Source organism: Paenibacillus sp. FSL H8-0259 (assembly GCF_037963255.1).
Taxonomy (GTDB): Bacteria; Bacillota; Bacilli; order Paenibacillales; family Paenibacillaceae; genus Paenibacillus_AQ; species Paenibacillus_AQ phytohabitans.
Map to the genome: position 1 here is coordinate 3,405,085 of NZ_CP150147.1, position 12,639 is coordinate 3,417,723.

Annotated in this window: 18 protein-coding genes and 1 tRNA gene; 13 read left to right on the forward strand and 6 right to left on the reverse strand. The window is 45.1% G+C overall.

The window, feature by feature from the left end:
- Nucleotides 1–180: 180 nt before the first annotated feature.
- From NSU01_RS14245 to NSU01_RS14260, 4 genes are all read left to right on the forward strand, one after another.
- Nucleotides 181–372: a hypothetical protein gene (locus NSU01_RS14245; RefSeq protein ID WP_171716490.1), complete on the forward strand. Its 192-nt coding sequence runs from the start codon at nt 181–183 to the stop codon at nt 370–372.
- A 277-nt stretch (nt 373–649) separates the two neighbouring features.
- Nucleotides 650–1,276, forward strand: coding sequence for a hypothetical protein (locus NSU01_RS14250; RefSeq protein ID WP_081969952.1), 627 nt, complete (start codon nt 650–652; stop codon nt 1,274–1,276).
- Nucleotides 1,269–1,802, forward strand: a complete 534-nt coding sequence (locus tag NSU01_RS14255; protein WP_042136302.1) for an accessory gene regulator B family protein — start codon at nt 1,269–1,271, stop codon at nt 1,800–1,802. Before NSU01_RS14250 ends, NSU01_RS14255 begins: the two co-directional genes overlap by 8 nt.
- A complete protein-coding gene (locus NSU01_RS14260; RefSeq protein ID WP_081969953.1) occupies nt 1,799–1,933 on the forward strand; it encodes a cyclic lactone autoinducer peptide in 135 nt (44 codons plus the stop codon). The genes NSU01_RS14255 and NSU01_RS14260 overlap by 4 nt, the downstream gene beginning before the upstream one ends.
- A 449-nt stretch (nt 1,934–2,382) precedes the next feature.
- Here the strand turns inward: NSU01_RS14260 and NSU01_RS14265 are convergent, their stop codons facing one another.
- Nucleotides 2,383–2,976, reverse strand: a complete 594-nt coding sequence (locus NSU01_RS14265; protein ID WP_076245361.1) for a YdeI family protein — start codon at nt 2,974–2,976, stop codon at nt 2,383–2,385.
- 287 nt (nt 2,977–3,263) lie between these two features.
- Between NSU01_RS14265 and NSU01_RS14270 the strand changes: the two genes are divergently transcribed.
- A complete protein-coding gene (locus NSU01_RS14270; RefSeq protein WP_179093549.1) occupies nt 3,264–3,410 on the forward strand; it encodes a hypothetical protein in 147 nt (48 codons plus the stop codon).
- A gap of 15 nt (nt 3,411–3,425) precedes the next feature.
- Nucleotides 3,426–3,908 (forward strand): cupin domain-containing protein, encoded by a 483-nt coding sequence (locus NSU01_RS14275; protein WP_076245363.1) that lies wholly within the window; start codon nt 3,426–3,428, stop codon nt 3,906–3,908.
- A gap of 73 nt (nt 3,909–3,981) precedes the next feature.
- Here the strand turns inward: NSU01_RS14275 and NSU01_RS14280 are convergent, their stop codons facing one another.
- Nucleotides 3,982–4,407: a hypothetical protein gene (locus tag NSU01_RS14280; protein WP_076245366.1), complete on the reverse strand. Its 426-nt coding sequence runs from the start codon at nt 4,405–4,407 to the stop codon at nt 3,982–3,984.
- A gap of 194 nt (nt 4,408–4,601) precedes the next feature.
- Between NSU01_RS14280 and NSU01_RS14285 the strand changes: the two genes are divergently transcribed.
- Nucleotides 4,602–5,573 (forward strand): helix-turn-helix transcriptional regulator, encoded by a 972-nt coding sequence (locus NSU01_RS14285; protein ID WP_076245368.1) that lies wholly within the window; start codon nt 4,602–4,604, stop codon nt 5,571–5,573.
- A gap of 548 nt (nt 5,574–6,121) precedes the next feature.
- Here NSU01_RS14285 and NSU01_RS14290 read toward each other — a convergent pair.
- Both NSU01_RS14290 and NSU01_RS14295 read right to left on the reverse strand, forming a co-directional pair.
- The gene (locus tag NSU01_RS14290) at nt 6,122–6,316 is read right to left on the reverse strand and encodes a DUF6199 family natural product biosynthesis protein (protein ID WP_076245371.1); all 195 of its coding nucleotides are present in this window, start codon (nt 6,314–6,316) and stop codon (nt 6,122–6,124) included.
- A 41-nt stretch (nt 6,317–6,357) separates the two neighbouring features.
- A complete protein-coding gene (locus tag NSU01_RS14295; RefSeq protein WP_179093550.1) occupies nt 6,358–6,522 on the reverse strand; it encodes a hypothetical protein in 165 nt (54 codons plus the stop codon).
- An 88-nt stretch (nt 6,523–6,610) separates the two neighbouring features.
- Between NSU01_RS14295 and NSU01_RS14300 the strand changes: the two genes are divergently transcribed.
- A complete protein-coding gene (locus NSU01_RS14300) occupies nt 6,611–6,733 on the forward strand; it encodes a hypothetical protein (protein WP_256703930.1) in 123 nt (40 codons plus the stop codon).
- 39 nt (nt 6,734–6,772) lie between these two features.
- On the opposite strand, the gene NSU01_RS14305 is transcribed toward NSU01_RS14300, so the two are convergent.
- Entirely contained in the window at nt 6,773–6,967 is a 195-nt protein-coding gene (locus NSU01_RS14305) for a YuzF family protein (protein WP_076245377.1), read from the reverse strand.
- 1,170 nt (nt 6,968–8,137) lie between these two features.
- Nucleotides 8,138–8,209 (reverse strand) — tRNA-Val (locus tag NSU01_RS14310).
- Between the two features lie 363 nt (nt 8,210–8,572).
- On the opposite strand from NSU01_RS14310, the gene NSU01_RS14315 reads away from it, so the two are divergent.
- From NSU01_RS14315 to NSU01_RS14335, 5 genes are all read left to right on the forward strand, one after another.
- Nucleotides 8,573–9,049, forward strand: coding sequence for an NUDIX domain-containing protein (locus NSU01_RS14315; protein WP_076245379.1), 477 nt, complete (start codon nt 8,573–8,575; stop codon nt 9,047–9,049).
- Between the two features lie 26 nt (nt 9,050–9,075).
- Nucleotides 9,076–9,558: an NUDIX hydrolase gene (locus tag NSU01_RS14320; protein ID WP_042136497.1), complete on the forward strand. Its 483-nt coding sequence runs from the start codon at nt 9,076–9,078 to the stop codon at nt 9,556–9,558.
- A gap of 26 nt (nt 9,559–9,584) precedes the next feature.
- The gene (locus NSU01_RS14325; protein WP_042136498.1) at nt 9,585–10,355 is read left to right on the forward strand and encodes a creatininase family protein; all 771 of its coding nucleotides are present in this window, start codon (nt 9,585–9,587) and stop codon (nt 10,353–10,355) included.
- A 259-nt stretch (nt 10,356–10,614) separates the two neighbouring features.
- Nucleotides 10,615–11,430 carry a helix-turn-helix transcriptional regulator gene (locus tag NSU01_RS14330; protein WP_042136499.1) on the forward strand — a complete coding sequence of 272 codons (816 nt, stop codon included), beginning with the start codon at nt 10,615–10,617 and terminating at the stop codon, nt 11,428–11,430.
- A gap of 174 nt (nt 11,431–11,604) precedes the next feature.
- Nucleotides 11,605–12,555 carry an aldo/keto reductase gene (locus tag NSU01_RS14335; protein WP_076245382.1) on the forward strand — a complete coding sequence of 317 codons (951 nt, stop codon included), beginning with the start codon at nt 11,605–11,607 and terminating at the stop codon, nt 12,553–12,555.
- Nucleotides 12,556–12,639: the final 84 nt, after the last annotated feature.

Genomic DNA, 12,639 nt, shown 5'->3' on the forward strand with positions numbered 1-12,639 from the left:
TCCCCAGATATTAATCCCGCGTGGACCAGAGAATGGCAGCAATAAGCCTGAATTCCCTTCACTTGTTACGCTTGTCCCCTAAGAGAAGCTGCAAAATAAAGAGCCTGGCAATTAGCCAGACCCCTGAAATCCTATCAATTACGCTGGAGTAACAAATATCCGCTGATGCTTGAGGTTTTTTTGCGGAACACGATTCTGAAACCGATGTCGTTATCCTGCAGACAGGCTAAGGCCGTGCTAAGCAATCCGTTGGTTCTTAAGCTGGGCAAGCAGGGTTCGGCATTTCCGATAACCCGGCTGGCGGTAATTCTGCGTGCAGATCCGGGCACTAACGGGTTCCGGCTCCAATTGATCAACACCAAATCCGGCTGACGAGTCGCCATGCTAATCTACCCCTTTCTATTAAGGTTCTTTATATAGAATGCAGGGCAGAGAGTTTTGTGCTGGACAAAGGCGGAGAGAAACAGGGGAGAGCCATAGAGTACGAATGCAATTTTGTGCAATAGACTTGGTTAACAGCTAATTGTTGAAAAAAATACGCAGAATGGGGGAGAAAGTGTCGAATAATGTAAATAAGTAGTATACGCTGTGGCGTGAGCAGTTATATAATTAATTCAATGAACGAAAATCAGTCAGGCGGTGTTATGGTTTGTCATGGGAACCTGTTGGCTTTATGTTTTTCTCAACAATAGAAACTCTTGCTCTATATTATCTCATTATGTCGCTCTTTAGATTTAAATGGAAATGGTACTTATGGCAAGTATTATTCGTTATTTTACTAAATAATCTTCAAAGCTATTTGTTAAGAAATGAGCTCGGGATGGCGAATATCTCGCCGCTCATTCTAATATTGATTTTCATCCTGTTCTTCTCCGCTGTGGTCAGGATGCCTCTAATTCTATCAATCATTGCTACAATATCAGGTTACGTTATTTTTGCTGTGATTCAAACGATCATAGTCCTTCTAGTATTTGGCTCCATATCTGATATTTATGCTAGCGTAGGGAATGGATATTTTCTGCAACTCCTGACTTCTGCCGTTGTGTTCTTTATCTTCAGTTATGCTTACCGCAAAGGGAAAGGATTCACTTTTGATCTGGATAAACTAAGACTGAAATTAGAAGATATTCTTCTGTCTGTATTGATACTAGGTTTTGTGATAGGCATATCAGTACTGCTCTACTACAATGATATCCTGTTAAATGCTGTGATCTTTGTGATCATGTCTGTATTCCTTCTATATTATTCAACCAGAAAGGAGAAGGAAGATGCTTGATATCATGTCCGCGAAGCTCGCTACCGGGATAAAAAATATTGTTCCGGAGCACCCGGCGTCCTATGCCGTTTTAAAGTTTGCTATTGAGGTAGTCCTTAATGTGGTATTTATTATGGGTCTCACGTTGGCTGTATCCCTTCTGACCGGTAGGACAGGAGAAGCCATCCAGATACTGATCTCCTTTGCATTATTACGTCAAGTATCTGGAGGAGCACATCTCAAATCCGGAACAGCATGCGTCTTGTTTACGACAACGTTGTTTACGCTTTTGTCCTTTATTGAAGTTAGCCCCTCATTTATTCTGCTTATGAACGGTATCAGTCTTATAGTGGTTCTATGGCTGGCCCCGATTGGAATCGAACGTCAGACCCGGATTCCAAGAACGCAATGGCCCAAGTTGAGAATTGTAGCTGCACTACTTGTGACAGCTAATATATTTATAGCTTCACCAGCTATTGCTGCCAGTTTTATGGCACAATCCATTAGTCTGATAGTCGCTAGAAAGGAGGTGAAAACCTTACGATGAAATCACTGCAACGTAAAGCTGTTTACAAACTTGCTTCTGGTTTGTCCGCAATGGCCGCTCTTCTAGTTTTGGTTACCGCTAGCGTATTATATGTAAATCAACCGGAAGTCCCTGAAGAGTTACTCAATTAATATTGGAGCTGATCCCTTTGAGTAGTATATCTGTCACAAGAGACACAGAGGGAAACACTGGTGTATTCTCACTCGATATTGCAAAAATAACTTATATGGAATTTGAACGAACTATCTATAGGATAATCGTCCATACGTACGATCAAACCTTTTATACAGTAGGTACGCTGAAATATTGGCTTAACACCCTAGCCAGTTCAGGATATAATTTCGTTCTTGCGGATAGAAACACGTTAATACAAGTCACCAATATTATCCAGATGGATAAGACATTTCATATCGCTTATTTCGGGGAAGACCACAAAGGGGTCGAACAAAAGTGTTTTCTTTCAGAAAAGGGTTACAAAGAAGTTCTCAAAAATGTTAAAACGTCCGAAACGAATATTAAATTTGTCGAGCTACCGGAGTGGTAGCTCATTTTTTTTATTCGGTGAAGTTAAAGGGAGCCCCTAATCACTCAATCCCTTGCCATTCAAAATATGCGGCGTATACTTCTCAACCCGTGCTGTACGGGTTTTGGATTGTTTGGGGTCTGTGAAATAAGTGATATATTGTCTTTTTCGTCCGGGGGTTAGGGCTTCAAAGGCTGCTTGCAAATCCGGATTCTCATCGAGCTTTGTTTGAAACTCTTCAGGAATCTCATACTCCGTATCCTTCTTATAATCCACTTCCAGACCAGCGGTTTCAACCTCTATGGCATTATAGATATAGTCTTTAATAGTAGCTTCCCTATCGGCTATTTCTTGAACCGTATTGAACCGGATCTGACGCCCGGCCTGCACATTCCTGGTTTGCTGAATTAGAATGCCCTGGGGATCAGGCAGCAAGGAGCCTTTGACGAACATAATCGCACAATATTCTTTGAATCCGTGGATTAGAGCGATATTCCCGCCTTGAAACGTATAACAAGGAACCCCCCACTTCAATTCCTCTGTCAGCTGACATCCAAGCAGGATCGCCCGGAGTTTCCCGTATTCTTCCTTCCATTGGCTTGCTTTATTAAAGAAAAAATCCACTTTAGGATTCATTTCACTACCCGTCATTCAGATACACCTCTTCTTTTTGATATATATATTGTGATGGCTATCCTCACTGGCAACTTTACGCTCGAAGTCTGTGATGAAGTAACGGCCGGATTGAGTTAGCCTGCTGCCGGTAACAACGGCCAACTTTATGCGATTTAGTAAACCGCCCCGTTTAAAAGTAATATTGTAGCCCAGTCTGCTTTATGTATCTCTTCCAGGGCAGCGTAGAAAGCTTTCTTACTAGTGCCTATTTCCCGGGCGGCGATTGGTATAACAATATCATTTTCGACTAGGAGGGTACAAGGATGGCAATTATCATGTTAATGGTATTTGTGGTGACTCTTATAACAGCGTGTGGGTTATACCTGGCCAATAATAGCAAGAGATCCGGATTTTATGATTTTTGTAATAGTGGAATTATACCAGCAGGTTATGTTGAGAATATCCGATAATGAGGAGAGGTTCAGATGGCTACTATTTTTAATGACAAGAACGTTTCGTTTGAACAAAGACAATCCCCGGTTCCTGAGTTCGCCTGGCATACAAGCAGGAAGCTGGCGGAGATGGCAGGGGCGAAGCAATTGCTTTTTGAAATCAGGTCGCTTGATCCAGGGAAGTATTCGTATCCATATCATTTCCATAGAAGTGTAGAAGAGGTATTTGTAATTATTTCAGGCCGGGCTACGCTCAGAACGCCAGCAGGGTTTCAGGAAGTGCAGGAAGGTGATACGGTGTTTTTTGAAACGGGGCCGGAAGGGGCGCATCAATTATTTAATCATACCGCAGAGCCTTGCAGGTACTTGGATTTACGTACGAACCTGGGGATCGATATTTGTGAATATCCGGATTCCGGAAAGATCAACATTCTGCCGTACGAGGAAATCTATATGGCGGAAGAGCGGGTGGACTACTATGAAGGCGAGGAAAATGTTGCGGAGAAATGGAAGTGAGCTGGCGTGCAGTCCGGGAGCAGGGTTAAAAGCCCTGCAGCCAGTAATGGTCCGCAGGGCTTTTTTTAATTTTTTAAATTACGCCTTCTCCTCCAATAGCGGTTGCTGTGAATGCTATAGGCCCAAAAAGATTTATAGGCAAGATACTATCATTTTGGATGATCAATTCATAGTTGTGGATTCCAAGATAAGGACCATCAACCCACAGAACATTTAATTGGATATCAGTGTTTGTAGTAAAACGAAAAAAGGAACTATAAATATCGACCCCGGCACGCCGGATGATAACTAAAAATTGACTATTAGCAAGTGCAGTAAGACTAAAGCTGCCTTTTAACTCGACTCTACTGGAGAAAGAGGCAGGATTAGCAGGACTAATATTTACTTGCGCTGTGGCTAGAGCCGCGCCTGCTCCAGGAATCCCCGCAACCGTTACAGCAGAATTGAACGGGTCTAACGGGATTTTTGCCTCTGAACCATAACTAATAATTGTCGCCATTTATCATCACTCCATTTCATCGGTATACGTTAATATATTGTAAATCCGCAAGTATATATTGGACGTAGTTCCTGATGATTATATACATTTAACTTAAAAAGAGAGAAATGAAATAACAGCAAGTAAAATCAAGTAAGGATCTTCCATTATCTTTAAAATAAATGTAGGGTGATTGAAACGGGGTGAAATGACGAATGTACGAGTGGCAGAAACAAATTCAAATCATCGTTGATGAAATAGACTTATGTATTAAAAATTATAATGATGAAGCCTTGACACTACGCAATCTTTCCCGCAGGCTGGGTTATTCCGAATTTCATACTACGAGAAAATTCAAGGAAATATCGGGTATGCAATTTAGGGATTATCTGCGGCATAGAAAATTAGCCTTTGCGCTTAAAGAAGTTCGGGATAGTGAAAAAAGCCTTTTAGATATTGCCTTTAATTATGGCTTTTCATCACATGAAGCGTTTACCAGAGCCTTTAAGGGAACCTATGCTGTAACCCCAAGTAATTTCCGGAAAAATCCTAAGCCAGTCGTTCTTCGTACAAAATTAAACCCGTTTGACCGCTACTTTTTTGGATTGGGAGAGATTGGGATGATGAAATCTACAGATGATGTGAAAATTTATTTTGTAACCATTCCCGCTCACAAATTTTTGCACATTAAAAACTATGAGAGTAATGGGTACTGGGATTTTTGGCAAAAGCAAAATCTTATCCAGGGACAGGATTACGAAACCGTCTGCGGCTTACTCGATAGTATCAAGGGCAAATTGGATGACGATGGCGGGAGTGAACCTAATGGGGGCAGCGGTCAGATTATGGCGTATATGAATGACCCGGACGGCAGACTCTGTGATTGGGGTATCCCGCGTACAGAGTGTTATGGTGCACGGCTTCCTTTGGATTATAAAGGCGAAGTACCACCACAAATGCTTATGGCTGATGTTCCGGAAGATAAATATATTGTATTTGAACATGGGCCATTCGATTATGAGCAGGAGAATCGTAGTGTGGAGGAAAAGATTGAACGGGTAATGGCAACTTTTGATTTTGCAGGCACGGGTTACTCATTTGATACTTCCGCCGGTAGGATGATTTACTTTTATTTTAATCCGGAACGGCATTTTAAGTACATCAGACCTGTGCGGAGCCACCTTTAAAGAACACGCTCCCGCGGCTGGCAATATGCGCGTTTTGATTTATATGAAATGAAATAATATCAGAAATTTAAAGGTCACTGCTTTTAAAAGGGTGGCCTTTTTCTATGTCCTGGGAGGTGGTTACGCCCTAAGTGTGGATGGAACTTAAAGGGCATGAAGAATGACCGTTTCTGCACTCATGCGGCTACACAGAGACGTTTAATAGAGGAGATGATCACAGATCATTGTTGATAACTTCGCGGGGGCGGCGAGGCGAGTACGGGAATGGAGCTGGCTGTTATGTTATGCAATTGCTCGAATCAATTCATCCGCATGGTGGCAATCATTATATAGATTAATAGGGGCTGTTATACCCCCTATTGATTACTTCCGTTTCTTACGGCCAATTAAGCCGCCAACGATCCCAAAGATCAAAATACCAACAAAGGCAAATACAATCCAAAAGGCTATACGCACAACAATCACTCCTTTGAATAAACAATACGATAATAGGTGGATTTTCGCAATGAAGGAGGCAGGAGCTATTGCCTTTTCTAGTCCATTTAAATCTACAGCATCGGAAAAAAGAATATGAAAAAGAGAAGAAGCATAATAATACTGCTTACTCTACTGATTACGAGATAAGCCTTACTTGGTTCGGAGTCGCCCTTTACCATCCAACCATAACGCGTGTACCAGCCCAATGACGGAAAGAAAATATTGATCAGTGAAAGTGCTATGAAAAGAATAGCGAAGCCCACCATCTTCACCAACTCCTTTATCAAATTTAGGCATGAGCGGAACCTCACTTATCTTTAGGGGGCTTTGGTTTCTCTGCCTCATACATGGAGACTCCAAATATAAGTCCTAACCCGCCACCAATGGCGATGTTGTCAAAAACAATGGAGAATGCAATACCAAAACTGATGCCTATAAAAAGCGCAGAGAGCAATCTTCTATTATATTTCAACACGCAGCACCCTTTTCAATTATTTAACATTTGTACGCCGATCAGAGATTTTAGTTTCGAGGGGGATAGCCCCAGGGAGGGAACAGACATGAAGCACATAGTTCATCCTCTCTGCACCACCGGATCAACCCAGGCGGACGAGAAGACACCGGCAGTAAGCTTTTGGGCTGCAGCAAGAAAGCTTCTCGGGGCTCAGGTGGAAAAGGCATAAAAAAAGAGCTGCTTTCGCAACTCTCTCATGAACTGCCATTTACTCTGGCATGATCCAAACGATCTCACAGATGCGTACAAAGAATTTTCTGCCTCTGGTATCCAATACAACGTGGTCTGGCTTTACATCCATCAAACAGCCGCTAATCCCGCCGCGAGTGGTTTCAAGTACCACCTGCTTACCTTTTACAGACATTAAGGTTTCAACAACATAGGGATCAATTGGATAGACCATATGGCTTGCGGCATCTGTTGATGCATTGGATACATTTGATTATTCAGCACTTTGTTACCTCCCAAATGGTTATACCTCATGCTATGCAAACGCCTAATTAAAGAGCTAGGCGAGAGCCCATTTAAGATAGGTACTAAGCGTTATGACACAAATACGTTAAAATAATAATTCAACGGAGGGAATCGTTTCGGACAATGTAGATTCTAATTGTATCGTAATCAGATGTCCCGATGAACTTGCTGAAATGGCAAGAGAGTTTACCAATAGAATTATTAGTTTCCATGCTGCGGATATGCAAGACCGAGTCATTTTAGAGAAAAGTGAACTGAACTGGGTGAAGGAGTTTATTTCAGGAGAAGTTGTTGGTCAGGCCGAAGGCCATCGACACGCGACCAGATAATCTCAGCGCAGGGAGGCCGGTTAGTGTTAGCTATTAATTACTAATGATATACCATAATAATATATAAGTTATTCCGAAGAAAAGGATTACACCCAGTATTGAGATGGCAAGAAGAATAAGGATAACTTTATTTCCGTTCATAAATGCACCTCTTAAATAAAATACCTCTCCCAATTTTTAGTGTAGGGGAGAGGTCGAAGCGAAAGATTGGGCAAGCCCTCACAACTCGATTGTAAAGGATTGGAAGAGAACTATCAAATACACATTTAAATGTAGGCTACCTAATGGAGACAAAACCCAATCAAACTATCTAGGATACAGCGTAAGCCGGGGTATGGTGTCCACCGCCTCCCAATCCACAAGCAAACGGCGGGCAGAAGACACCTGAACAACTGCAGGAAGCAGCAATTGTTTCATTAAAAAGAGTTGGTCGCGGTGATCAGATCAAGGAGGTGAACTAAACATGGACTGATATCCTTATGGCGGTTTCCCAGGTCCTGGACCGGAATTCACACAGATGTTTACGGAAGTTTTATTGTCCACTGACAATCAAGCGAAACTTGCCGGTGGCATCCTTTTGAAAAAATGTCAGGGAGTTGTGAAGAAAGGGACAGTCATTGGCAAAATTACAGCTGCTTGAGCTGATCAAGGCAAGAGGGTAGCCGTTTTTGATGGAAAAAACGTCCCCAATCTCAAAAAGTTGAAGAGATGCTATAATCAAAAAAAGACAAAACCCTTATAAAATAAAGGTTTTGTCAGGTGATGCAATATAGGACGGATGGGGTTCGAACCCATGACCCCTACCCTGTCAAGATAGTGCTCTCCCGCTGAGCTACCGTCCTGCAACGAAATTTATAATACCATACGATGTGAGGGAATGGCAAGAATTTTTTATAACGAAGAAATAGACTGGATGTCATATGGGGTTTAATGGAAATAAATAGGAGGTATTGCTATGCTACTCTGGGGAAGCGGATCACGGCGGAAGAGAAGAAGGCCGGCCGTGATTTGACAGGTTAGATTAATCCCTTTACTGGCGGCAGATGATAAGTTAAGGTGCAGGTCCCGCTGAATGTGAGCGGGGCTTTTTTGCAGCGAAAAAGTTGAGCGACACAGAAAAGATTTTATAATATAATGATGGCAATTGTCTGGGAATATCTCTCAATCATTCCATTATACATAATGAAGCCGAAGGAGTTCTTCTAATGATCGTAACTTTGCATGAATCTGAAATGCCTGAGGTTAGTCTTAAGTATGTTGTGATTGTCATGAAGCAGGGTGAGGACTGGGTTCTGGTGCGGCACCGCGAGCGGTCCACATGGGAATTTGCCGGAGGACATATTGAAGCAGGAGAGAGTTCTGATGAAGCTGCCGCCAGGGAGTTGTATGAGGAAACAGGCGCTGAGGCGTACAAGTTATACCCTATATGTGTATATTCGGTCAGAAGTGAAGAAGTACCCGCGAACTACGGGATGCTATACTTTGCAGCTGTAGATAAGTTCGGCCCCCTGCCCCCATATGAAATGGAGGAGATTCGCAGATTCAGAGAAATTCCGGAAACGGTTACGTATCCGGGGATATATCCGATGCTAATCGCGAGAGTAACTGAATATATCAAGCAACTGAGCGGAAATGCCAATGAAAGCAGATCTATTGAACAAGTGGAATTTGGTGCGCAATAATCATACCATTGAACGGAGTGATTGCCGTGTCTATGCCTACTCATATTGTGGCGGTCGGCGGGATTGTTGAGAATGGGCAAGGAGAAATTTTGCTGGTCCGAACGTTTCATGGCGGTTGGGTGTTTCCTGGAGGGCAAGTGGAGGCGGGAGAGAATCTGATGGATGCGCTAACCCGTGAAATACAGGAGGAAAGTGGCATCCTCACTGTGGTTGACCAGCTGATCGGCGTGTATTCCAATACGGGGATGTACAAATGGCATGACGGTGTAACCGATGTCCCGACCAAAGTGATGCTGGACTATGTGTGCAGGCCAATCGGCGGGGCATTAGCAACATCGGATGAAACATCGGAGAGCTGTTGGGTCAGCCGGGATAAAGTGCTTGAGATGATTACCAGCCCTGCTATCCGCACCCGTTATGAAGCTTATCTGGCATTTGACGGTACAGTCGCTTATATGGCCTACCAGACCAAGCCCGAATTTACAGTAAGTCTGAGCAGGAAGATATGATGCAGTACCATATAAGGAGATTATAGATGAACGTAGAATATGGGAAATTAACTTTTCTGGAGATTAAGCAAAAAGCAGCCGAAGGCTATATGGCTATTATTCCAACTGGCTGCACGGAGCAGCAGGGGCCGCATGCGACGGTGGATTTTGATATCTGGCTGGCTACCGAGCTGTCTATTGAAGCAGCAACTATGGCAAATTTGAGCTACGGTGTGAAGTCGCTGGTAATTCCGACGATTCCATTTGGTCCAACTCCCGAGCACCGCAATTACGGCTATGGCTACATCGACATCCCGCAGAAGGTATATGAGGATGTGATCTATGCGGTTCTGGTTTCACTGGCTGACCAGGGCTTCAAGCAGCTGGTGATTATGCGCGGCTGCGGCGGACATATGCTGAACCAGGTGGCTGTGAAATTTAATCAGGAGTATGCAGGAAAAGCCAGGGTTCATCTTCCGCATCATCCGTTCCATGGTGTCTGGTGCACACATGCCGATCCGCATATTCCGGGTGGTCATGCTGATAGCTTCACCACATCGCTGGGACTCTATAAACATCCTGAGTGCATCCGTGAGGAGCTGATTGCCAATCCCGGCAGCAGTGAACCGGACTGGGATGATCCCGGACTCGACTTCACCAGGTACTCGGCAACGGGTGTCATAGGTGATCCGACTCATGCCAGTGAAGAATTAGGCCGCAAGCTGTGGAAGGGCTCTGTGGAGGCTATCGCAGCCGAGCTGCAGAAGATTGCTGCGCAGGCTGTTGAAATTACTACGGCTGAAGCTTCCAGGCTGTAATGCAAACATAGGCAAGCAGCAGAGAGACACATGCGAGATAGTTAAGCCCCGTAAGCCTCGTCCATGTTACCGCACCAGCGGCTTGGAGAAGCCAGCGGGGTTATTTCTATTGATCGCGGTGCGAAGCGAAGGGTGTTCTACAGCTTTTTATGCGAGAGATTATGGTATAGCTTCTCAGGTCCGAATTCCGTGTGAGTTTGTGAACGGCAGAGAATAAGGTAGAATAGGGACACCAATTGCTGTGAGAAGAGGTTAGTTTATGAGCGATGAGAATTCGAAGTTTAAGCGGCTTGGAGAGTATCTGAAATCACGCCGGGACCGGCTGCAGCCTGAAGCTGCCGGGCTTAAGGAAACGAACAGCCAGCGCAGAACACCCGGACTACGGCGGGAGGAAGTGGCGATTCTGGCGGGTGTCAGCAGCACCTATTATACGTGGCTGGAGCAAGGCAGAGAAGTTACTGCTTCCAGAGAGATTATGGAGAGTCTCAGCCAGGCCCTGCGCTTGACCCCTGATGAGCGGACGCATCTGTTCGAGCTGTGGAATCCAGGGAACCCAGATACAGTTCCTTCTATTAATACGGTGAGTCCCGGGCTGAATCCGCAGTGGCGGGATATTATCAGCCAGCTGTCTTATCCGTCTTTTATTACGAATGAGCGGTCCGAGGTTCTGGCCTGGAATGATAAGGCGGGTGAAGTTCTTAGCAATTTCGGGAAGCTGCCCGCTTCCGAGCGCATTATGCTCCGTCTATTGTTTCTCGATCAGGGGCTGCGCCGCCGGATGCTGAATTGGGAGGAGTTCGCGCTCTATTCAGTAGCTGTGTTCAGAACCTATTATGACATGCATCTGCACGATCCCTGGTACAAAGACATGGTAGTGAAGCTCTGTGAGGACAGTATGGATTTCGCAGAGATGTGGAAGCTGCACAACATTCAAGGCAAAAAAGTAAATCGCGTAGTCATACAAAGTCTAAGCACAAATCAGTCTGTGACCTATGACATTAACTCCGTTGCGAGTCTGGCCGATCATCCGGGTCTGCATATCTGTATTTATACACCTGTGGTGGCAGAGAGCTGAGAATCGAAAGGAGTCACCTGGACGGCCGGTCTGTTTCTATTTCTGTTCTGTGCTGTTCTGTTACCTGGTAATGATCTTACTAGCATAAACGTACTGTGGCTGCTCCATGGCAGGAAGGTTAGAATAGGGACATATCCGAAGAATCTTTCACCGGGAAAAGAGGGAGACAACCAAATGCAGACAAGAACACTCGGAAACGAAGGGCTGACAGTATCGGCTCTGGGACTAGGAACGATGATGATGCCGGAGAACGAAGAGTCGGTAAAAGTGATCCATGGGGCACTCGACCTGGGAGTAACCCTGCTGGACACAGCAGATATCTATGGAGATTTCGCGCAGCAGCGTTTTGGCAGCAATGAGAGGCTCGTGGGCCGCGCACTTAAGGGCAGACGGGATAAAGCGGTTATTGCGACCAAATTTGGCATTACGCATACTCAGGGCCCCAAGGGTGATCCGGCTTATATCAAAAAATCCGTAGATTCCAGCCTATACCATCTCGGTATGGATTATATTGATCTGTATTATCAGCACCGTCCTGATCCGAACACACCTATCGAGGAGACTATAGGCACGCTGGCTGAACTGGTCAAGGAAGGGAAGATCCGCTACATTGGCTTATCGGAAGCTTTACCTGAGCTGATACGCCGCGCACATGCGGTACATCCCCTTACGGCACTGCAGACAGAATATTCGCTCTGGAGCCGGGAGGTGGAGGATGAAATACTGCCGCTGGTCAAAGAACTGGGCATCGGATTCGTTCCTTATAGTCCGCTGGGCCGCGGATTTCTGACCGGTCAGATTAAAAGCTTCAACGACCTGCCGCCGGACGATTACCGCCGTAGCTACCCGCGGTTCCAGGGAGCGAATTTCGCCAGGAATCTCGAAGTGGTCTCGCTTATCGGGCAGATGGCAGCCGAGAAGGACTGTGCTCCTTCGCAGCTTGCGCTGGCTTGGCTGCTTGCGCAGGGTGAGCAAATTGTGCCGATCCCGGGAACAAAGCGGCTGGATCGGGTGCAAGAGAATCTCGGTGCGTTGCAGGTAGTATTGTCAGCGGATGATCTGGCCCGGATCGAGCGGATCTCCCCGCAGGGTGTTGCAGCCGGAGGGCGCTTTCCCGGCCATTAAGGGCTGAAGGGTTAAGAATTGCAGCAGCATCAGTTATGCATTGAAATCCAAAAGCGTTCTTATCTGCACCGCTTGTTTTGTAAG

What these genes read in the sequence shown, in the direction of transcription:
- NSU01_RS14255 (WP_042136302.1), top strand. Translation starts at nt 1,269, where the DNA reads ATGCTTGATATCATGTCCGCGAAGCTCGCTACCGGGATAAAAAATATT.
- NSU01_RS14260 (WP_081969953.1), top strand. Translation starts at nt 1,799, where the DNA reads ATGAAATCACTGCAACGTAAAGCTGTTTACAAACTTGCTTCTGGTTTG.
- NSU01_RS14265 (WP_076245361.1), bottom strand. Translation starts at nt 2,976, where the DNA reads ATGACGGGTAGTGAAATGAATCCTAAAGTGGATTTTTTCTTTAATAAA.
- NSU01_RS14270 (WP_179093549.1), top strand. Translation starts at nt 3,264, where the DNA reads ATGGCAATTATCATGTTAATGGTATTTGTGGTGACTCTTATAACAGCG.
- NSU01_RS14275 (WP_076245363.1), top strand. Translation starts at nt 3,426, where the DNA reads ATGGCTACTATTTTTAATGACAAGAACGTTTCGTTTGAACAAAGACAA.
- NSU01_RS14280 (WP_076245366.1), bottom strand. Translation starts at nt 4,407, where the DNA reads ATGGCGACAATTATTAGTTATGGTTCAGAGGCAAAAATCCCGTTAGAC.
- NSU01_RS14285 (WP_076245368.1), top strand. Translation starts at nt 4,602, where the DNA reads ATGTACGAGTGGCAGAAACAAATTCAAATCATCGTTGATGAAATAGAC.
- NSU01_RS14290 (WP_076245371.1), bottom strand. Translation starts at nt 6,316, where the DNA reads ATGGTGGGCTTCGCTATTCTTTTCATAGCACTTTCACTGATCAATATT.
- NSU01_RS14300 (WP_256703930.1), top strand. Translation starts at nt 6,611, where the DNA reads ATGAAGCACATAGTTCATCCTCTCTGCACCACCGGATCAACCCAGGCG.
- NSU01_RS14305 (WP_076245377.1), bottom strand. Translation starts at nt 6,967, where the DNA reads ATGGTCTATCCAATTGATCCCTATGTTGTTGAAACCTTAATGTCTGTA.
- NSU01_RS14315 (WP_076245379.1), top strand. Translation starts at nt 8,573, where the DNA reads ATGATCGTAACTTTGCATGAATCTGAAATGCCTGAGGTTAGTCTTAAG.
- NSU01_RS14325 (WP_042136498.1), top strand. Translation starts at nt 9,585, where the DNA reads ATGAACGTAGAATATGGGAAATTAACTTTTCTGGAGATTAAGCAAAAA.
- NSU01_RS14330 (WP_042136499.1), top strand. Translation starts at nt 10,615, where the DNA reads ATGAGCGATGAGAATTCGAAGTTTAAGCGGCTTGGAGAGTATCTGAAA.
- NSU01_RS14335 (WP_076245382.1), top strand. Translation starts at nt 11,605, where the DNA reads ATGCAGACAAGAACACTCGGAAACGAAGGGCTGACAGTATCGGCTCTG.